A 19,593-nucleotide genomic window follows, 5' to 3' on the forward strand; every position below is an offset into this window, starting at 1 on the left:
TTTCGGCAAAACAAACTAACCTATTATATATAAGGCAATTAATTTATATTATTATTTGGTTAAAATTAGTCAAGACCTGAATTTCGCCAATGTTTCACGCCCAAACTGTCGTTCCCTCTGTACAGTTTTTGCACATTTCGATCTCTGAACGCGAACGAATCAGTGAAGCGCGGAACTTCTGATATTTGTTTCCACGCCAGAGTTCGGTGAAGGATTGCTGCTTCATATCTCCCAGCTGATATTCGGCATCTTTATCGAAACAGCACGGAACCACGAGCCCATCCCATGTGATAACACAGGAGTGCCACATTTTCCAGCAATGGTCTATAAACTTGTTTTTGATCGCGTATCCCCCACCCTCATTTTTCTTGTAACGAGAATATTTGTCAATAGTAGGAATCAGATCTGAGCCTTCTTCGTAGTCATATATCTGGGCCGTTTTCAATCCTACTTCATCCACTCCCATTTCCAGCGCCAGTTTTTTTACGTCCTCAATCTGGTGCTCATTTGGCTTCACGACCAAAAACTGGAATATCACATGGGGTGTGCTGGATTTCAACTCCTTTTTCCATTTGATAATATTCCGCGTCCCCTCGAGCACTTTCTCCAGATTACCGCCAATTCTGTATTGCTGATATACATCCTGCGTAGTTCCATCAATGGAAACGATAAGCCTGTCAAGCCCTGACTCAACCGTTTTTTTTGCTTTTTCGTCAGTCAAATAGTGAGCGTTGGTTGAAGTTGCGGTATATATACCTTTCTTACTCGCATATTCCACCAATTCAAAAAACTTGGGATGCAGGTATGGTTCACCCTGAAAATAGAATATCAGATATAGCAACGTATCCGCCAGTTCATCAATGGTTTTCTTGTATAAGCTTTCTTCCATCATGCCGGTTGGGCGCGTGAACGAGCGGAGCCCGCTTGGACACTCGGGACACCGCAAATTGCAGGATGTTGTAGGTTCAAAGGATATGGCAATCGGCATTCCCCAATGAACGGCTTTTCTGCTCACTTTTGAGTAAAAATAACTCCCAAGAATCTGGATGGCGTTCCATGCACGTTTCGGCGTCACTTTCGACATCAAATTCAACCCATCCTTTACATTTTTATTCATAAATAGCTTTTAGCTTTTAGCTATTAGCGGGTAGCTACTAGCGGGAATTTTGAATTGGTCGCCCGTTATCATGCAACCTTATTAATTAGAGGATTTTCATCCCGTATACATTAATCACATTTCCCAAGTGACTTTCTAAAAACCAACTAACTTTCTGGAAATTAATACCTTGCAACACCAACAGCTCAATACTGAAAGCTAACAGCTCTAAATCGCGATACTCGTTGAATACTTAATTTCCGATATCACAAAGTAACTGCTGATGTGTAACACACTTTTTAGTGCAGAAAGTTTATGTTGATAAAACTGATTATAGGCCTCACCATCCTCAACCACTACTTTTAGCATATAGTCAAAGTTACCTGAAACAACCGAGCATTCCAGCACCTCTTCCATTCCGACTATGGCCTGATTGAAATCCTCGAAACTTTCCTTTCGCTGTTTATCAAGCGTTACGTTGCAATATACGACTAAGGACTTCCCCAACTTTCTCCTGTTAAGAAGCCCAACATATTTGTCGATATACCCTTCTCTTTCCAACTTCCTAATACGCTCATGCACAGGTGTCACCGACAGATTAATCCGTCCGGCTATCTCCTTAATTGTCAGCTGCGAATTTTGCTGAATCAAACTCAGGATTCGTTTGTCGATCTGGTCTGGTTGCATAAAGATGTTTTTTACAAAAAATTGAAATTACTCCGATCCAAACAGTTTTTTATTCTACTAGATAGACCAAAAGTAGTTTTCTTTCCTATAAAACAAAGCAGTAACAGTATATTTTTTCTTCACCGATTAATTTTGCATCACAAAAATTTATTATGGCATTTGTGTGATTTAGCCACTAGGATTCAAAGGCTCAAAGATTTGAAATAAGATCATAGCACTCCTCTTACCATCAGGGCTAAGTGGCAAAAAATTAACCTGATACTAAATCTTAACTTATAATTGATCTGAAACTTATGATTATCGGCGTTCCAAAAGAAATTAAAAACAATGAAAACCGCGTAGCACTGACTCCTGCAGGCGTTACCGAATTCCTTAAACATGGACATGTCGTTTATGTACAAACAGAAGCGGGGAAAGGCAGCGGGTTTTCGGACGAGGAATATATTCAAGCCGGTGCGGTTATTCTGACTTCTATTGAAGAGGTATATGCAATTGCCGAAATGATCATTAAGGTAAAAGAACCAATCGAAAGCGAATACGCTCTGATCAAAGAGAATCAGTTATTGTTCACATATTTCCACTTCGCGTCTTCCGAACCGCTTACCCATGCAATGATTGCAAAAAAGGCGGTTTGCCTGGCATATGAAACCGTTGAAAAAGCGGATCGAAGTTTACCGCTTTTGGTCCCGATGAGTGAAGTTGCGGGTCGGATGGCCGTTCAGGAAGGGGCTAAATATCTTGAAAAACCAATGGGTGGTTTCGGTATACTGTTGGGCGGCGTGGCAGGAGTAAAACCAGCAAACGTTCTAGTATTAGGCGGTGGAATTGTGGGCACACAGGCCGCAAAAATGGCTGCTGGTCTGGGCGCAAATGTCACGATTGTAGATATAAGTCTTCAGCGCTTACGCTATCTGGAAGATATCATGCCGGCTAACGTCGACACGGTAATGTCCAATGAATACAATATTAAAGAACTTATAAAAAGTACCAATCTGATTATTGGTGGCGTGCTGATCCCAGGAGCCAAGGCCCCTTCTCTGATTACCCGTAAAATGCTTCAGTTGATGAAGCCCGGAACAGTGATGGTTGACGTGGCGATAGATCAAGGAGGTTGTTTTGAAACTTCCCATGCGACGACCCACGAAGATCCTATATATGAGGTAGATGGCGTGGTACATTACTGCGTAGCCAACATGCCGGGCGCGGTGCCATATACCTCGACGCTTGCGCTTACCAATGCTACTTTGCCATATGCATTGCTGCTCGCAGACAAAGGTTGGAAAGCGGCCTGCAAATCAAATGAAGAGCTTAAAAAAGGATTGAACGTAGTAAACGGTGAAGTTGTGTTCCGCGGAGTAGCAGAAGCATGGCATTTACCATATACCGACGTTGAAACCGTATTGTAACCATATTTCTAAACAGAGAAGGATTCGTCCTTCTCTGTTTTCCACTTTTTGCCGGAAACTTTTATAATTAAATGTTTCAAGAAGGCGGCTTCATCAGCAATCTAGAAATATTACAATCTTTTTTTCGAGACAGGTTGCATATTCAAATATAATTCTTACTTTTGCATAAATTTTAGAACGAACATCCGTTCGCTTCTCTGCTTCATATCCGGTTACGGTCTACATTAAGGCCATCCAATCCTAAAATTGTCCGATTGGTTTACCGCTTCCATTATGCAGAGCCCCACGGATGGTTTGTGGTGGGCTTTGCGCAATCCCTGTTTAATATCGATCGATTCTGTTACCGAAGAATATGGTTTAACCATATCCCAGGTTCTCAGGTCTGCATCCTAAATGTGCTGTTTCATGTTTCGGCGTGTTTGAAATTCAAACAATCTGATGCAGGAATTACACCGTGTTTATCTTAGAATAATATAATAATCAAAAATAAATGACAACTGAAATTATCGAAAATTTCTCAGAGCTGAACCTCTCAGAAGACATCATTAAAGCCCTGACTGAAATGGGTTTTGAAAAACCCTCGCCTATTCAAGCACAAGGAATTCCTGCCGTTATGGGAGGATCTGACGTAATTGGACAAGCGCAGACAGGAACGGGTAAAACTGCTGCTTTTGGTATTCCGGTACTTGAAAAAATAGATATTACAAATAGTGCGGTTCAGGCGTTAGTACTTTGTCCTACACGTGAACTTGCAGTTCAGGTTTCTGAGGAAATCGGGCGTCTTGCCAAGTTCTCAAAGGGAGTAAGAATCGAAGCAATATATGGTGGCGATTCTATCGACCGCCAGATTCGCTCGTTGAAAAGAGGTGTGCATATCGTTGTAGGTACTCCTGGTCGTGTAATGGACCACATGGAACGTCGCACGCTTAAGTTCGATCAGGTAAGAATGATGGTTCTTGATGAAGCTGATGAAATGCTTGATATGGGTTTCCGCGAAGATATCGAAAGCATTTTGGAAGAAATGCCGGCAGATCGTCAGACGATCCTTTTCTCTGCTACCATGTCCAAGCCGATCATGTCAATTACCAAAAGGTTTTTGACTGATCCGATTTTGATTAAAGTCGTTCGTAATGAGCTTACTAATCAAAATATCGAACAATTATCGTTCGAAGTAAAGCCCCAGGCCAAAGTAGAAGTAATGACAAGACTGATCGATATGTACCATATCAAATCTTTGCTTGTTTTCTGTAATACAAAACGTAAAGTAGACGAAATCGTTGAAGAACTTCAATTGAGAGGATATGCCTCTGAAGGTATTCACGGTGATCTTCGTCAGCAACAACGTAGCAATGTAATGAGCAAATTCAAGGCGGGTGTTACAACCATCCTTGTTGCCACTGACGTTGCTGCGCGTGGTATTGACGTAAGCGGATTGGATGGTGTTATCAACTACGATATCCCATTGGATGAAGAATATTACGTACACCGTATCGGCCGTACGGGCCGTGCCGGTATGTCTGGAAAGGCATTCTCTCTGGTAGCCCGTGACGAGAAATTCCGTCTGAAACAAATTGAAAACTACACAAAGGTTAAAATCGAAAAAGGGGTTATACCTTCTTTCGCTGATATAATCGGTGTTCGTAAAGCACGTTTTGTAGACAGCATTGCAGCGTCAATCGGCGAGGGGGATCTTGATCTTTACGCTGACGTTCTTGAAAGACTTCACCATAGCGGCTTCACAACTGAACAGGTTGTAGGTGCAATGGCTAAGCAAATCATGGGTGTTCAGAAAAACGAATATTCTGACGGCAACCTGGCTTGGGAAGAAAAACGCAGTGACAGAGGCGATCGTCCGGAACGCGGAGATCGTTTCGAACGTCGTGGCGGAGATGACCGTCGTGGTGGTGGCGAACGTTCAGGAAGCCGTTTCGACAGAAGTGGAGAACGTCGCGGTGGAGACCGTTTTGCGACTGGTGGTGAGCGTAGAAGTGCTGCACCAGCTGGCGAAAGAGGAGATAGAGGCGAGAGAAAAGCATCTGCTCCCGAGGCTGGTATGACCCGACTGTTCCTAAGCCTTGGCCGTAAAGACCATATCCTACCAAAGGATATTGTTGGTGCTATCGCCGGCGAAGCTAAAATTCCTGGAAAAACCATCGGAGCAATTGACATATACGACAAATTCACGTTTGTAGACGTACCTGATCGTGATGCAAGGGCGGTGTTGAGAGCAATGGATGGAAATACTATCAAGGGCAAATCTGTTCAGATCGATATCGCGAAACAGTAATCACTGTTCATAACATATTTAGAAAGGAGCTTGTAATGAGCTCCTTTTTTTTGTTACTTTTCGCCATGCAAGAACAAACGAAACCTGAAGTATGGCTTAGAGGTCCATTACCTGGCATTCCTCCGCTGCTGCAACCTGTTGCGCACGCACTATTACAGGCGCAGGAAGAATTGTCGGCAATTTCCGGCACTTTTCCCAGGAAGTTACTTTGGAGAAGACCATCCGGTGTGGCATCGGTTGGATTTCATCTGCAACACCTGGCGGGTATCTTAGACCGCCTTTTCACTTATGCAAGAGGCGAATCTTTGAATGAACCGCAACTTGAATATCTTCGGAAAGAAGGTCAGGAGCCTCACCCCGGCTGCACCTATGGATTCCTGCTCGAAAAATTCAAAGAGCAAATCGCAAGCGCTATTATCCAGCTTCACAATACCAATGAATCGACTTTGACCGAGGTGAGATATGTTGGCCGAGCAATGATTCCGTCTACCCATCTTGGCTTACTATTCCACGCCGCCGAACATACCCAAAGACACGTGGGTCAGCTTCTTGTAACGGTGCGCATCTTGAATTCGGATGGAGAGTAGATATGCACGAACGATGTACTTTACCAAGAATCGCATCATAATTTTCATTTAGTTATATTGATTATGTCTTTTAATCGACGTCTATTTTTAAAATCAGCTGGAGCCGCAGCCGCTGGTTCTTTGGTTTGGTCTTTTTATTCTTGCGCAGGTTCAGGTGAAAAATCCGGGGGTGCTGACTCCACAGCTGCCATAGGTGCCACAGCCGCAGGCGGTGCGCCGGCCATACCAGATTTTGGGCTTCAGCTTTACAGCGTAAGGGATATTATTGGTAAGGATCCCAAAGGTGTTCTTAAGCAGATTGCTGCACTAGGGTACAAGAAAATTGAAAGTTACCAAGGCGATCAAGGAATCTTCTGGGGTATGAAACCGAAGGAGTTCAAAGCCTATATGGACGAGTTGGGAATGACTATCGTTTCCAGCCACGCAGATACATCAAAGGATCTGGAAAAAGCCGCTGCGGACGCCGCCGAGGCCGGTTTATCATATTTGTTGCAGCCCTATATCGGACCACAAAAAACCATTGATGAGTGGAAGAAACGCGCGGATGAGTTTAACAAACGAGGGGAAATCTGTAATAAAGCGGGTATTAAATTCGGATACCATAACCACGATTATTCCTTTAAGCCACTTGATGGACAAATTCCTCAGGAAGTATTATTGGACAACACCGACAAATCGCTGGTACGTTATGAATTGGATTTGATGTGGATTGAAGTTCCAAAGGTGGATACCGTTGCCCATATAAAGAAATATGCAGGCAGATATGATCTTTGCCATATCAAAGACTTTGTTCGTGAGCCAGAAGTTAAATCGACAGATCTCGGAAAAGGTGTGGTTGATTACCCACATTTATTGAAAGTTGCATCGGATAATGGTATTACACAATTTATTGTAGAGCAGGAGGAGTATCCTGGACCTGTAATGGACTGTATTGCTAATGATGCCGCTTATATGAAAGCTCTTGTTTTTAAAGCATAAAACCAGGAATGTACCTAGTAGACATAGGCTAGACAGGTTTGACCAAGTCAATTCAATTCATAACAATCTCTTGACAAGCCCTGACTAGTCGTTCCGGAAGAGCATTTAGTCCTCAGACTCCGGCCTGACTTTAAGAATCCGCTGAAACCCAGAAGTGCTTTCAGCGGATTCTTCATTTTCAACTGTTTCTGTCAAAACAGTGTCTAAATCTGCTAGATTGGGCTGTCCTGCATTGACCCAACAAGTATACCAAACATCTGCTACAACCGTAATCGCGGCTTTCATCCTTTTTTGAACCTGGCCCCGGAGTGCTTCATGATATGCTGCCGAAAATTCGGCCGAATAAGTTTTTGTCAGAATGTTGTTACGAAGTTCATAGCTATATTTCTGATCGGTTTTAAAATGATTGGTCAACTGCTTTTCTAGCAACAATACCGAGTCGACCACTGCATGAGAGTCCGCAATAGTTTGCCAAACTTGTTGGGGAATTGCATTAATATATTGCACCTCGCCAATCCACAAATCATAATTATCTGCAAATAGCTCCGGAAGCCGTGATTCCCAAAAACCATGAATTCCCTCCTGCCCTGACAACTGGCCGTTATAATTTCTTGTGGTGTGTAACGGAACATGTATATCAGCAATGTAATGTCCGAGCTCCGCAGAAAGCCGTAGAATCCGCTTGATGTCTTTATCCTTAAAAGCCTGGGTCAATTGATAGGTTGCATTGCTGATATACCAGGGTGCAATACCATGCTTTCTTAAACTGTCCTCTCCGAATTTCTCTATCGCCTGATTCCAGTTTTTAGGTAGAACTGAAAACGCACTGTCGCCGTATATATCAAGGTCAATAAAATGCCTTTCTGCCTCCCCGACAACCGCATATCTGCGCTTGTCCGGATTGACAGCATTCTCGGTTATAAACTCCAGATTTGGTTTGTACAAAACCTGCATTTCGGGTGGAAGGCGTAATACTGCCAAGCGGTTGATTCTCTTGTGTGCCCAGAATCCCCAAAGGTTTGGTTCAGCGTCAGTAAAAGCGGTACAAAAAGCACCTAGGAACAGGAAAAACAAACACAAATGTCGTTTTCTGCTCACTTTTTTTAAAATATTTTCCAGCCTTTCTACAAGGTCATTCAAAATAATATTTCGAATAATCACGAATTATCAAAATCAGCCTCTTTGACCATTTTTTGCAGAAAAAGTAACAGTAATATCCAAAAGCAAAAGGCAAAATGCCGATGTCAGCAAGTTTTGTATAATAAAAAGCCAGAATAACATCGCGCCTTTCTAAAAAGTACATAAATCCCGGTCAGTTAACTCCAAACATAATTTTGCCAGTTAGATTACTATATCCACTTTATTTCGAAAATAGGCGAAAAATCAATATTCATTATATTTTTTATCAGAATAGTACAATAAAGAAATTTTATATATATTTGTTGTATAAAATAATATCTATCCAATCAGAGATCAGAAATAATGAAAATAAAAAATAAGGCATTGGGATATATGGTACCCATATTCGCACTATGCTGTTTTATGCTTATCATCTACGGAGCTTACGTGCCCCACAAATCCGCTGAAATGCAGCGTGTAATTTGTATCAAGTTTAAACCAGGTACAAGTTCAGAAGTTATCGAAAAACATTTCCATGATTTCGCTGAGATGAAAAACCACGTGAAAGACGTAGTTGCTTACTCAGCAGGAAACGTTCAGAAAGCAGAGGGTGCTGCTGCAGAATTTGATGTAGTACATTATCTGACATTCCGTACGAACGAAAGCGCTCGTGAGTATGCAAAAAATATCGATAGAAATGAGTTCATCGAGAAAAACAAAGACAAATGGTCTAACGTTCTTGAAATGAATTCGAACATCGAAAAGTAACCAATAAATAGTAATAGGAGTGAAAATTTGGAAAGAGAGTCGGGTTTCCCGTCTCTCTTTTTTTTGGCACTACCAAATAATCTCCTTTAATCCCCGATCTCTCAGATATTCGTTTGCTCTGCTGAAATGGTGATTTCCAAACCACCCGCCACCGTTCGCCGACATGGGCGATGGATGCTTCGATTTTAATACCAAATGCCTTGAAGCGTCAATCACTGCTCCTTTATCCTGGGCATATCTGCCCCAAAGCATAAAAACCACATTCTCCTTTTGATCCGAGATACATTTTATAACGGCGTCAGTAAATCCCTCCCATCCTCTTTTTTGATGCGATCCGGCGGCCGCACTCTGAACTGTCAGCGTTGCATTGAGCAATAGCACTCCCTGGTCAGCCCACCGCTCGAGATTCCCGCTTTGCGGGATTGAAGTTCCGATATCATCCTTAATTTCTTTAAAAATATTCACCAGCGAAGGGGGTATCCTGATACCATCATTTACTGAAAAGCATAGCCCATTAGCCTGTCCAAGGCCATGATATGGGTCCTGCCCGAGAATTACAACTTTGCAATCATCAAAGCTGCAGTGATTAAAAGCATTGAATATCTGTTTGGCAGGTGGAAATATCTGCTTGGTTGCGTACTCACTTTTAACAAATGAAGTCAGAGAAGCAAAATATGGCTTTTCAAACTCCGATGCCAATCTTACCTTCCACGACTCTTCTATTTTTACATCCATTCTTAGATCATGATTTTTGATACATCAAATTAAAATGATTTTGATTTGCTTTTATCAGTAATTGCTTACTAATTTCGTTAAAGCAGTATACCAAGCCAGTTTCTGTTAAGGCAAAATCAACATATCCCTCAATCTCTATGGTTTCAAAAATAACCGATGGTGTAAAAGTCACAGTGCTGACCGAATACCAACCCGATTATTCAAACCCGGGACAGGAACATTATGTATTTACCTATAAGATCCTGATTGAAAATTATAGTGAATATACAGTCAAGCTGCTGCGTCGTCACTGGCTGATATATGACGCCAATGGGACAGTCAGAGAAGTGGAAGGTGAAGGAATTGTTGGTCTCCAACCAACCCTCGAGCCGGGTGACGTCCATGATTATGTTTCGGGTTGCAATCTCAAAACAGATATAGGTAAAATGGCCGGAACATATCTGATGGAGCGAGTTCTCGATGGGAGACAGTTTCGGGTTGTGATTCCCGCCTTTTCTTTAATCGCCCCATATCGCCTCAACTAATATGGGTGTAGCCAATATAACTGGCAACATCTTTCCATTAAATTCGCACTCCTTGATTAGATCTTATATTAAATTTCTGCTTCGCTCAGGCAACGAGCACTCCATACATTCCCCTTTTTTATTCGACCTGTATACCACGGTAATCTCAAAAAAAAGAGGATCAAAACCTGGCTATTCTGAAATAAAAAAATTGAGGAAAGAAATGCTTTCCTCGAAAGAATCTATCGAAGTTTTGGATCTTGGCGCAGGATCCAGAGTTAGTAAATCCAACCTCAGAACAATCAGATCGATCGCGAAGAACGCTGAAAAGCCAGCCAAATTCGGCAAGTTGTTTTTCAGAATGATAGAAAAATTTCAGCCGGAAACAATTCTTGAACTTGGAACTTCACTTGGTATTACTACGCTGTACCTTTCTATGGCACGCCCGGAGGCGGAAATCATCACTTTTGAAGGATGCCCTGAAACTGCCCGGGTTGCTGGTCACAACTTTGCAAAAGCTGGTGCAAAAAATATCAGAACTGTTGTAGGAAATATAGACCAAACATTGCCTAAGGTTGTTCAGAATTTAAAAAAACCGATCGATTTCGCCTACTTCGATGCTAATCACCGCTACGAACCGACGGTGAGATATTTCAAGGATTGCTTGCCTTATATAAATAATGAATCCGTATTCATTTTCGATGATATATATTGGTCTGAGGGAATGACACAGGCTTGGGAAGAAATTAAGAAACATCCTGAAGTTACCCTGACGGTCGATCTTTTTTGGATTGGGCTGGTGTTTTTTCGGACTGAGCAGGCGAAGGAACACTTTACGCTACGGTTCTGAGGCGTTCGGCAAAAAGGTTTGTGCATTCGAATTGTTCCTCGTCGCTGTTACATTTTGGTTAAAACTTGTATTAAGGATTGATTGGTTTTACCTTGTGTCTTTGATTAAGTTTACCAATTCAGTCATTCCTGATTATTCCAGCCTAACATGAAGAACATTTTTATTCTGGCAGCTTTGCTACTCCTTTCATCGGCAACTTATTCCCAAACCAAGAAATCTTCCGGCAACCCTATTTTCCCCGGATGGTATGCTGATCCCGAAGGTATTATTTTCAAAAATGAATATTGGATTTATCCCACTTATTCGGCACCGTATAATCAGCAGGTATTTTTCGACGCCTTTTCTTCAAAGGACTTGGTGAACTGGACCAAGCACGAGAGAATCCTGGATACAACACAAATTCGTTGGGCTAACAGGGCAATGTGGGCACCATCGATTATTGAAAAAGGGGGGAAATATTATTTCTTCTTTGGCGCGAATGACATCCAGAATGATCAGGAAAAAGGGGGTATTGGCGTAGCTGTCGCAGATAATCCTGCCGGTCCGTTTAAAGACCATATCGGCAAGCCACTAATCGATAAGTTCCACAACGGAGCTCAACCCATTGATCAGTTTGTATTTAAAGATACTAACGGGCAGTATTATTTGTTTTATGGAGGCTGGAAGCATTGCAATGTTGCCAAATTAAACGAAGATTTCACAGGTTTTGTACCATTTGAAGATGGGAAAATTTTTAGAGAAATTACTCCTGAAAATTACGTGGAAGGACCATTTATGTTTATCAAAAACGGTAAATATTATTTTATGTGGTCTGAAGGCGGCTGGACAGGCCCCAATTACTCAGTAGCATATGCAATTGCGGATTCCCCATTTGGTCCATTTAAAAGAATCGGAAAAATTCTTCAACAGGATCCGAAAGTAGCTACCGGCGCGGGGCATCACTCGGTTATTCACGTTCCTGGAAAAGACAAATATTATATCGTATATCACCGCCGTCCTTTGGGTGAAACTGATGGAAATCATAGAGTTACGTGTATTGATGAAATGACTTTTGATAAAGATGGATTAATTAATCCTGTCAAAATTACATTTGATGGCGTGGGGGCTGATAAGCTTAAAAAGTGATTTTGAGCTTATTTTTGAAGAAAATTAATTTAAGAAACTGACCTTTTCCTATCGAGGTCTGCGGCCTGGAACGATTTTTTAGGCCTTACGTAAACAAGACTAAACGTAAGTCCACAACAAACTTTACACCTATGCATTATTCATGAGAAGACCTCCTGAAAATTCCGTTCTGGCGAAACAGAGTTGATGAAGTCCCTGTCAGAATTTGAACAAATGCTACAATTGGAATATGAATCCTACGGCGGAAGTCGGGGAAAGGTGAAATTTTGATGGGAATCGGCTTGAACCTACAACATTTCAGAATAGCTATCGTGTATGCGAAGTCTTCTAGACGCTCATACAAATACAGTTAAAAGCGAAAGTATATGAATAAGAGTTATTCTTTAACAATGCGACAATATTAAAATGGGGTCAGAGAATAGGAAACATGTATTTACAAAAAATCTGGATTTTGCGTTTCTGGCTGTCTATAATGGATATAGATTCTTTATTCGTTTTTGGAAAGAGCTTTTAAGAGGACGACCAGAATTAGCGGAGATTGTTAAGCAGTGCTATGCAATCGGAAATAAATCTTTGCTATTGATAAGCCTAACTGGCTTCATTACCGGAATGGTCTTCACGAAGCAATCCAGACCCTCATTGGCTGAATTTGGCGCCACTTCCTGGCTCCCCTCGTTGGTGTCCATTGCGATAGTAAGGGCGTTAGCAGCATTGGTTACTGCGTTAATAAGTGCGGGAAAAGTTGGGTCAAGTATCGGGGCGGAATTAGGCTCCATGCGGGTAACTGAGCAAATTGATGCTATGGAAGTTTCGGCCATCAATCCTTTCAAATTTTTGGTGGTTACTCGTGTTTTGGCATCAACTATAGCCATTCCATTGCTCACATTTTATTGTGGAATAGTTGCCCTTTTGGGCGCTTTCCTGAATGTAACGTTAAATGAAGGAACCAGCTTCGTGACATTTGTTGAAAAAGCCTTTGAGCAAATTACCTTTCTAGATTACGGCACGTCGTTGGTAAAAGGTATTGCGTACGGTTTTACAATCGGAATTGTAGGTTGTTATCAGGGTTATAATGCCAACAAAGGAACAGAGGGTGTTGGAAAAGCGGCCAATTCTGCTGTTGTAGTATCTATGTTCATGATTTTCATTGAAGAAGTCATTATAGTTCAGGTCTCCAATTATTTCAGAATGTAGTCTTATGGGAGAAATAGAAAGTAGAGAACCTGCAATAACGATTAGGGGATTATACAAGTCTTTTGGAGATCTGCATATCCTGCAGGGGGTAGATCTTGATGTTTTTAAAGGTGAAAACGTTGTAGTGTTGGGCAGATCCGGAACGGGAAAGTCTGTCCTCATAAAAATTATTGTTGGACTTCTAACGCAGGATAAAGGCACAGTCAATGTCTTAGGACAGGAGGTGTCTCAACTGAGCCCAAAAGAATTGCGGGACTTGAGAATGAAAATTGGGTTTTCATTTCAGAATAGTGCGCTTTACGATAGTATGACGGTACGGGAAAATCTTGAATTCCCTTTGGTCAGGAATGTGGAAAATCTAACTCGGGCTGAAATTAACGAATCGGTGGAATCAGTTTTGGATGCCGTTGGATTATTGCAGACTATCAATCAGGTACCTTCGGAACTATCGGGTGGCCAACGGAAGCGGATTGGTATTGCAAGAACGCTGATATTGAAACCGGAGATCATGCTTTACGATGAGCCAACTGCAGGGCTGGACCCGATTACATGTTTGGAAATCAATGAGTTAATCAATCAGGTTAATAAAAACTATCACACCAGCGCCATCATTATCACGCATGATCTTACCTGCGCGAAGGCAACTGGAGACCGAATCGCGATGCTGCTGGACGGCAAGTTTGAACGGCAAGGTACTTTTCAGGAAGTGTTTGATACCAAAGAAGAAAGAGTCAAAAGTTTTTACGATTACAATTTTATTGAATAATGGATATAACTGAAAAACGGTCGATTAAAGTTGGATTGTTTGTTGTTCTTGGGGTGATCATATTTCTTGCCGGAATACTTACAATTGGAAGCATGAGAAAAATGTTCGGCTCCACTATTAGCGTCAAAACTATCTTTGAAGATGTTAATGGCCTCAAACCAGGAAACAATATATGGTACTCAGGTGTGAAAATCGGTACTGTTAAAACGCTCCGGTTTCTTCCTAATTCTGATGTAGAGGTGATGCTCAGTATTGAAGATAAATCCAAAGAATTTATCAGAAAGAATGCAAAGGCCAAAGTTAGTACGGACGGACTTATTGGAAACAAGATTATTGTGATCTATGGAGGAACTCAAAAAGTTGAATCTATAGAAGATGGAGATGAGTTGATGGTTGAAAAAATTGAGTCTACCGACGAAATGATCGCTGTCCTGTCAGAAAATAACAAAAATCTTTTAGGTATCACGACCGCTTTCAAAACCATTAGTAAAAACATTCTGGAAGGAAAAGGTACGGTGGGTATGTTATTAAACGACGAGCGACTTTATAACGACCTTGACAAAACACTGGGAGCTTTGAGACAAGCGGCTGCAAATACCCAAACGCTGACCTCTTCTTTGGGTACTTTTACTGCCCAGCTCAACAAAAAAGGTACGCTAGCCAACGATATCGTGACTGATACGATTATCATGAATGACGTAAGAGCCACACTTGTGAAGTTGGATCAGACGGTGGTCTCGGCAAATCAAATGGTTAATAATCTTAAGAAGACGAGTGAAGACCTGAACAACAATTCAAAAAGTCCTGCCGGAGTTTTATTGCATGATGAGGAAACTGCCGTGAAACTCAAAAACATGATTCAAAACCTTGAGACTAGTACGTCGAAATTAGATGAAAACATGATAGCGCTCAGGTCTAGCTTCCCATTCAAAAAATATTTCAAAAAGAAAGCCAAAGAACAGGAGAAAGCAAAAGCAGATAGTACAAGCACGCCACAGTAGAATATGATTATTTGCCTCTTTACGCGGTAAGGTCAAAATATTTTGACAATAATTTTTATCTTTATTGAGTCTTCATATCGAGGCAGTGTTCAAAAATTTATTAAAGGAAAGCAAATGGCTTTAAATATTAGTCACGAATTAGATGTAGATTATTTAAATCAGGTGTATGGCGACGATGCCACAATTATTCATATGATATTTGATGCGTTCGTTACAGATTCGTATCCGAGATGGATTGATTTGAAACAAGTGCTGGATGATATGAACCTGAAGGACGCCGCTGGGATAGTGCACGGAATAAAACCATCTTTCACAATGACCGGTATCACATGGCTTAAGCCCAAAGTGGAAGCCATGGAGCACGCTATTAAAGTAGGCGAAAGCAACGAAAATTTGATGCAGTTCTATAATGAAATAAAAACTGAAGTAGACAGGCTTATCCCAATTTTGAAATCAGAAGCTGTGCGGCTTGGCGCGTTGTGAGCAGGTTAATTGACTTTCCTAACTGACTTTTCCCAAACCGCGCTTTGTTTCCCACGAAAGTATCTTAAAATGCCGGCGAAAACAGCGTAATTCATAAAACAGAAATAGAAAGGAACAAAAAATCCCTTGATTTTTATGTTCCTTTTTTCAAATCCCCACCCCAAGGCAGCAAACAGGTAAAACAATACCTGCCCGCCAAGAACAATCTGATAGAAAACCGAGTCCGACTTTGCTACGATCAGGATATTCACTAAGAATAATAAGATCATAAAAAAGGGTGTAACTGTCCACCTCAATACACGATGGCTGACATATTGAAATGAGAGTACCGGATATTTGAACGGATTTAATAGGGGTATCAATCTCAATATAGATTGAATTCCACCCGCAGCGATCCTTACTTTTCGTTTCAATTCCTCCCCAATATTGTCCGAAGAAAGCTCAGTCGCATATGCATCTGGCTCATACACAATACGATATCCCTGCTTCGCGATCAACATGGATATCATGAAATCATCCAAAATTGTGTCAGCTTCCACATCCTTATATAGTGACGTTCTCACGCTAAATAATTCCCCGGCTGCACCTACAACTGAATAAAGCTCCGAATCCCACTTTTTGAGCGTAGACTCATATTTCCAATAAACACCTTCCCCACCCGTAGCGTCTGCCTGTTCGCCTGCCAATACCCTTTTTTCTCCTGACACAGCTCCGACAGCTTTATCAGCATAATGGCGGGCGATCAACACCAAAGCATCTTTGTTGAGAAATGCATTAGCATCCGTAAATACCGCGATTTCAGAGTCTACGACTTTCATGGCGCGATGAATCGCCAATATTTTTCCCCTTCGTTCAGGACTATGCAACAATTGAATTTGCGGATAATCACGAATGATATCAGGGGTGCGGTCTGATGAGCCATCTGTTATAAAAATGACATTCAACTTATCAGTTGGATAATTCAAACCTAAAGTATTCTGAATTTTTTCAAGAATAATCCCTTCCTCATTATAAGCCGCCACGACGAAAGTCAAAGTCGGGAGGTTATTGCCGATAGCAGGTGCCAGTCTTCTGCCTTTAACCAATCGCCTGATTCTCAGTAAAATATAAAGAAGAATACCGTAACCCAAAAAGGTATAAAAAATTACGAAAAGACTAAACCAAAAAATGAATATCATAACTAGCCCGGAATTGGATAACCTAAATTTTTACTGTCGACAGAATTGGAAAAATGCCAGGATATGGCACTGAAAAATACGGGTATAAAAGCAAACTCTTTGTTTTTAACATATTCTAATAAATTTCGAGGAATGACAGCCAACAAAAAATAAATACAGAACAATGAGAATGTTAATGCATCACAATTTTTTCGGATAAACAGGATCCGGTTTCTATTCATAAAAAACTCTTTTAAGGCCGACCTTTTTCCGACCGAAACAGATTCCTTATGATATATGAGTTCCGTCAACAACGTATGAACTTCGAACCCTGCCTTTCTGATCCTTTCACACCAGTCCAGTTCCTCATAATATAGAAAGTAGTTTTCAGCCATATTTCCCGCCTTCACCAATGCCTCACGGCTAATCATCATCGCAGCTCCGTGCGCATAACCGGTTTTGCCACTCTGGTTATCATACTGGCCGTTATCAGGCTCAAACTGCCCTATACAACTATTACGAGCCGTGTAATAATTCATTTGAGTGTAACCGGCATATTGAATCATATCCGGTTGATCAAAATAGTGAATTTTGGGCGAGAGCAGACCTATGGACTTGTTGCGTTCCATATGCTCAACCATCCCTCCTATCAACGTCGCCGTTACCTCTGTGTCGTTATTGATCAGAAACAGGAAGTCTCCTTTTGCTTGTGCGATTCCCAGATTATTCCCGCCGGCAAACCCAAGATTTCGTTCAGAACGAATAAATATAACGTCAGGATACTCCAAAATCCATTGAGGTACCTGATTTTTACTGCTGCCATTATCTACAACAATAATCTCAAGACCGGTATATTGATTGGTATTTTTTAGCGAGAAAAGTAAAGCTTCCGTGACATCAGGCTGATTAAAGTTTACAGTTACAATAGACACCAATTTCATCGTGAATTGCTTTCAGCTTGAAAATTTGACAAAAATAAGGAATTACAAAGTGTAGAATTATTTCAAAACTAGCAATAAAAAGTTAGTTTTAAATAAATTATTAACTAGTTATATATTAGGCTGTAAAGTCTATAATATATTTAATAATTCATATAACCGAAACAATAAAAATATTGTGTCGGCCTAAACTCAACTGCAAAAGGTGAAACTCTTTAAAAGAGATTATTCTGAAAAATCGGCGTCGCTGCCCAGTGAGGTGGACAATGCAGTGGGCGACATGACGAACATAGAGCTCAAAATCCAGGAGCTGACATTTTTACTTGAAAATAGTAAGCTTGAAAAAAAACAGGCTGAAGTTTATCAAAGCAGGATTTCCGCCTCCTTTAAAAAAGCAATTGCTGCCAACCAGGTCATTCTTTCATTTCGTGATCTGGATACAGATGGAAACCTCTCCCGCGAAGATTTGTTGGAAGGTCTCGAAAAACTTTTGAGCGAACATCCGGTCGATAGCAGGATGAGTAAAAGCTATTTGCAAAGAATTACTTTTCAGAAAGTCATTACCGGGTTACTTTCTCTGGTTTTAATTGTTTTGGGATTTGCAATGATTATCATGCCGGCTCCGCAAAGTTTTGAGCTATACACCGTCTTCTATTTTACACCAGACGACGGAGTCACGATCATGGACCTCGTCTCGTTGCTGATTATATTGGGTGGCGTAATTCTGTTGGTTACTAATTTGCATAAAAAATGATGGACTTGTCGGTGCCTCAACCAAAAGTGAGAAAAATACTTTTTGTGGAGGACAACCTATTCTTTAGTAAAGTCCTTGGGGCTTCATTACTCAAGGCATCGTACCAGGTCGTCAATGCCCCGACGGCCTCGGACGCGTTGGAGATACTCAAAGATCAGGAGTTTGACCTTATCCTTTCCGACTACGAAATGCCGGCTATGAACGGATTCGCATTTCGCCAGGAAGTGCTAAAACAAACGAATATCGCAGAAATCCCTTTCGTCTTTCTAACCTCTTTCACGGATAATGAGCTGGTTTTGGAGGGATTGAATATGAATGCGATAGACTATATTAACAAGGAAACGCCCGTTCCTGTTATTATTTCCAAGCTTAGTAATATCATCCGTTCGATCGAAACCGAACATCTTAGATCAGTTAGGGAATTGCGTATCGCGGCCGAAGAGATCAATGTAAAGTCCGTGGCCACCGTAGCTCCCGACGTTCGGGGCTTTGATATCAGGTTTTGGCACAAAGGCTATATGGGATATCCGGGCGGCGACTTTATCGATTTCATCAAGATTAGCGATCGATACTGCTTTGTTCTGCTGGGTGACATAATGGGCAAAAAATGGAAGGCTTGGTTTTTCACTTTCGGTTTTCGCAGCTATATCAAAGCAGTGATAGGCAATTTTGTGTTAAACGAGGACTTATCATTATTGAAGATGATTGCGCGTATCAACAGCTTGGTATGCCAGGACGACAGTTTGCAAAATATTCTATCCAGTTTATCTCTTATTTTGATTGATTCAGAAAGCAATCAAGTGCTTTACTCCGGTGCGGGTGATTTACCACTCATTCACTTCGATAGTCAAACAAAAAAGGTTTCAACCATTACCTCTCAGGGGCTTTTGCTGGGCTTATTGGCAGACGACCAATTTTATGACCAGCAGCTAATTCAAATGAATCCGGGAGACAAACTGGCCATATTTACCGATGGACTAATTGATATACCAGTTAAAAACGGTAAAAAGAGCGACTATCCGTTTTTTGTATCAAGAATTCACCCATATTTAAGCTTGGACAACAGTTTCTCCGAAGTTGAAAAACACGTTCTTTCCACTTTTAATGAATCCAATCAAATGGATGATGCCAGCCTGATTTTCCTAGAAAAACTTTAAAC

General features: G+C 41.2%; 20 protein-coding genes. 14 read left to right on the plus strand and 6 right to left on the minus strand.

Annotation, left to right across the window (positions count from 1 at the left end; all coding sequences use genetic code 11):
- Positions 1-94: 94 nt before the first annotated feature.
- Together AC1XUD_RS03860 and AC1XUD_RS03865 are read right to left on the minus strand one after the other, a co-directional pair.
- Positions 95-1,117: an SPASM domain-containing protein gene (locus AC1XUD_RS03860; protein ID WP_483359640.1), complete on the minus strand. Its 1,023-nt coding sequence runs from the start codon at positions 1,115-1,117 to the stop codon at positions 95-97.
- 207 nt (positions 1,118-1,324) lie between these two features.
- A complete protein-coding gene (locus AC1XUD_RS03865; RefSeq protein ID WP_483359641.1) occupies positions 1,325-1,783 on the minus strand; it encodes an Lrp/AsnC family transcriptional regulator in 459 nt (152 codons plus the stop codon).
- 293 nt (positions 1,784-2,076) lie between these two features.
- On the opposite strand from AC1XUD_RS03865, the gene ald reads away from it, so the two are divergent.
- The 4 genes from ald to AC1XUD_RS03885 all read left to right on the plus strand — a co-directional run bounded on the left by ald (position 2,077) and on the right by AC1XUD_RS03885 (position 7,041).
- Positions 2,077-3,189, plus strand: a complete 1,113-nt coding sequence (gene ald, locus AC1XUD_RS03870; protein WP_483359642.1) for an alanine dehydrogenase — start codon at positions 2,077-2,079, stop codon at positions 3,187-3,189.
- Between the two features lie 490 nt (positions 3,190-3,679).
- Entirely contained in the window at positions 3,680-5,476 is a 1,797-nt protein-coding gene (locus AC1XUD_RS03875) for a DEAD/DEAH box helicase (protein WP_483359643.1), read from the plus strand.
- Between the two features lie 35 nt (positions 5,477-5,511).
- Positions 5,512-6,063, plus strand: a complete 552-nt coding sequence (locus AC1XUD_RS03880; RefSeq protein ID WP_483359644.1) for a DinB family protein — start codon at positions 5,512-5,514, stop codon at positions 6,061-6,063.
- Positions 6,064-6,126: 63 nt separating this feature from the next.
- On the plus strand, positions 6,127-7,041 hold the full coding sequence (locus tag AC1XUD_RS03885) for a sugar phosphate isomerase/epimerase family protein (protein ID WP_483359645.1): 915 nt from the start codon (positions 6,127-6,129) through the stop codon (positions 7,039-7,041).
- Between the two features lie 105 nt (positions 7,042-7,146).
- Here AC1XUD_RS03885 and AC1XUD_RS03890 read toward each other — a convergent pair whose 3' ends face one another.
- Positions 7,147-8,139 carry a zinc dependent phospholipase C family protein gene (locus AC1XUD_RS03890; RefSeq protein ID WP_483359646.1) on the minus strand — a complete coding sequence of 331 codons (993 nt, stop codon included), beginning with the start codon at positions 8,137-8,139 and terminating at the stop codon, positions 7,147-7,149.
- A 384-nt stretch (positions 8,140-8,523) separates the two neighbouring features.
- Between AC1XUD_RS03890 and AC1XUD_RS03895 the strand changes: the two genes are divergently transcribed.
- A complete protein-coding gene (locus AC1XUD_RS03895) occupies positions 8,524-8,928 on the plus strand; it encodes a Dabb family protein (protein WP_483359647.1) in 405 nt (134 codons plus the stop codon).
- A gap of 69 nt (positions 8,929-8,997) precedes the next feature.
- Here AC1XUD_RS03895 and ung read toward each other — a convergent pair whose 3' ends face one another.
- A complete protein-coding gene (gene ung / locus AC1XUD_RS03900) occupies positions 8,998-9,663 on the minus strand; it encodes a uracil-DNA glycosylase (protein ID WP_483359648.1) in 666 nt (221 codons plus the stop codon).
- Between the two features lie 137 nt (positions 9,664-9,800).
- Here ung and apaG point away from each other — a divergent pair, with 137 nt between their 5' ends.
- The 7 genes from apaG to AC1XUD_RS03935 all read left to right on the plus strand — a co-directional run bounded on the left by apaG (position 9,801) and on the right by AC1XUD_RS03935 (position 15,585).
- A complete protein-coding gene (gene apaG / locus AC1XUD_RS03905) occupies positions 9,801-10,187 on the plus strand; it encodes a Co2+/Mg2+ efflux protein ApaG (protein ID WP_483359649.1) in 387 nt (128 codons plus the stop codon).
- A 202-nt stretch (positions 10,188-10,389) separates the two neighbouring features.
- Positions 10,390-11,016 carry an O-methyltransferase gene (locus tag AC1XUD_RS03910; RefSeq protein WP_483359650.1) on the plus strand — a complete coding sequence of 209 codons (627 nt, stop codon included), beginning with the start codon at positions 10,390-10,392 and terminating at the stop codon, positions 11,014-11,016.
- Between the two features lie 147 nt (positions 11,017-11,163).
- Entirely contained in the window at positions 11,164-12,141 is a 978-nt protein-coding gene (locus AC1XUD_RS03915) for a glycoside hydrolase family 43 protein (protein WP_483359651.1), read from the plus strand.
- Between the two features lie 405 nt (positions 12,142-12,546).
- On the plus strand, positions 12,547-13,335 hold the full coding sequence (locus tag AC1XUD_RS03920) for an MlaE family ABC transporter permease (protein WP_483359652.1): 789 nt from the start codon (positions 12,547-12,549) through the stop codon (positions 13,333-13,335).
- Between the two features lie 4 nt (positions 13,336-13,339).
- Positions 13,340-14,101 carry an ABC transporter ATP-binding protein gene (locus AC1XUD_RS03925; protein WP_483359653.1) on the plus strand — a complete coding sequence of 254 codons (762 nt, stop codon included), beginning with the start codon at positions 13,340-13,342 and terminating at the stop codon, positions 14,099-14,101.
- Positions 14,101-15,102: an MlaD family protein gene (locus AC1XUD_RS03930; RefSeq protein ID WP_483359654.1), complete on the plus strand. Its 1,002-nt coding sequence runs from the start codon at positions 14,101-14,103 to the stop codon at positions 15,100-15,102. The genes AC1XUD_RS03925 and AC1XUD_RS03930 overlap by 1 nt, the downstream gene beginning before the upstream one ends.
- A gap of 114 nt (positions 15,103-15,216) precedes the next feature.
- Positions 15,217-15,585: an Hpt domain-containing protein gene (locus AC1XUD_RS03935; RefSeq protein ID WP_483359655.1), complete on the plus strand. Its 369-nt coding sequence runs from the start codon at positions 15,217-15,219 to the stop codon at positions 15,583-15,585.
- A 5-nt stretch (positions 15,586-15,590) separates the two neighbouring features.
- Here AC1XUD_RS03935 and AC1XUD_RS03940 read toward each other — a convergent pair whose 3' ends face one another.
- Positions 15,591-16,763 (minus strand): glycosyltransferase family 2 protein, encoded by a 1,173-nt coding sequence (locus tag AC1XUD_RS03940; protein ID WP_483359656.1) that lies wholly within the window; start codon positions 16,761-16,763, stop codon positions 15,591-15,593.
- 2 nt (positions 16,764-16,765) lie between these two features.
- A complete protein-coding gene (locus tag AC1XUD_RS03945) occupies positions 16,766-17,683 on the minus strand; it encodes a glycosyltransferase family 2 protein (RefSeq protein WP_483359657.1) in 918 nt (305 codons plus the stop codon).
- Between the two features lie 202 nt (positions 17,684-17,885).
- Between AC1XUD_RS03945 and AC1XUD_RS03950 the strand changes: the two genes are divergently transcribed.
- Both AC1XUD_RS03950 and AC1XUD_RS03955 read left to right on the plus strand, forming a co-directional pair.
- Positions 17,886-18,434 carry a F0F1 ATP synthase subunit delta gene (locus AC1XUD_RS03950; protein WP_483359658.1) on the plus strand — a complete coding sequence of 183 codons (549 nt, stop codon included), beginning with the start codon at positions 17,886-17,888 and terminating at the stop codon, positions 18,432-18,434.
- Positions 18,431-19,591 carry a SpoIIE family protein phosphatase gene (locus tag AC1XUD_RS03955; protein ID WP_483359659.1) on the plus strand — a complete coding sequence of 387 codons (1,161 nt, stop codon included), beginning with the start codon at positions 18,431-18,433 and terminating at the stop codon, positions 19,589-19,591. Before AC1XUD_RS03950 ends, AC1XUD_RS03955 begins: the two co-directional genes overlap by 4 nt.
- Positions 19,592-19,593 lie beyond the last annotated feature (2 nt).

It is taken from the genome of Dyadobacter sp. HNCC25DJ184, assembly GCF_056895215.1.

Coding starts and splice junctions, on each gene's coding strand:
- AC1XUD_RS03860 (WP_483359640.1), bottom strand. CDS start 1,117: ATGAATAAAAATGTAAAGGATGGGTTGAATTTGATGTCGAAAGTGACG.
- AC1XUD_RS03865 (WP_483359641.1), bottom strand. CDS start 1,783: ATGCAACCAGACCAGATCGACAAACGAATCCTGAGTTTGATTCAGCAA.
- ald (WP_483359642.1), top strand. CDS start 2,077: ATGATTATCGGCGTTCCAAAAGAAATTAAAAACAATGAAAACCGCGTA.
- AC1XUD_RS03875 (WP_483359643.1), top strand. CDS start 3,680: ATGACAACTGAAATTATCGAAAATTTCTCAGAGCTGAACCTCTCAGAA.
- AC1XUD_RS03880 (WP_483359644.1), top strand. CDS start 5,512: ATGAGCTCCTTTTTTTTGTTACTTTTCGCCATGCAAGAACAAACGAAA.
- AC1XUD_RS03885 (WP_483359645.1), top strand. CDS start 6,127: ATGTCTTTTAATCGACGTCTATTTTTAAAATCAGCTGGAGCCGCAGCC.
- AC1XUD_RS03895 (WP_483359647.1), top strand. CDS start 8,524: ATGAAAATAAAAAATAAGGCATTGGGATATATGGTACCCATATTCGCA.
- ung (WP_483359648.1), bottom strand. CDS start 9,663: ATGGATGTAAAAATAGAAGAGTCGTGGAAGGTAAGATTGGCATCGGAG.
- apaG (WP_483359649.1), top strand. CDS start 9,801: ATGGTTTCAAAAATAACCGATGGTGTAAAAGTCACAGTGCTGACCGAA.
- AC1XUD_RS03910 (WP_483359650.1), top strand. CDS start 10,390: ATGCTTTCCTCGAAAGAATCTATCGAAGTTTTGGATCTTGGCGCAGGA.
- AC1XUD_RS03915 (WP_483359651.1), top strand. CDS start 11,164: ATGAAGAACATTTTTATTCTGGCAGCTTTGCTACTCCTTTCATCGGCA.
- AC1XUD_RS03920 (WP_483359652.1), top strand. CDS start 12,547: ATGGGGTCAGAGAATAGGAAACATGTATTTACAAAAAATCTGGATTTT.
- AC1XUD_RS03925 (WP_483359653.1), top strand. CDS start 13,340: ATGGGAGAAATAGAAAGTAGAGAACCTGCAATAACGATTAGGGGATTA.
- AC1XUD_RS03930 (WP_483359654.1), top strand. CDS start 14,101: ATGGATATAACTGAAAAACGGTCGATTAAAGTTGGATTGTTTGTTGTT.
- AC1XUD_RS03935 (WP_483359655.1), top strand. CDS start 15,217: ATGGCTTTAAATATTAGTCACGAATTAGATGTAGATTATTTAAATCAG.
- AC1XUD_RS03940 (WP_483359656.1), bottom strand. CDS start 16,763: ATGATATTCATTTTTTGGTTTAGTCTTTTCGTAATTTTTTATACCTTT.
- AC1XUD_RS03945 (WP_483359657.1), bottom strand. CDS start 17,683: ATGAAATTGGTGTCTATTGTAACTGTAAACTTTAATCAGCCTGATGTC.
- AC1XUD_RS03955 (WP_483359659.1), top strand. CDS start 18,431: ATGATGGACTTGTCGGTGCCTCAACCAAAAGTGAGAAAAATACTTTTT.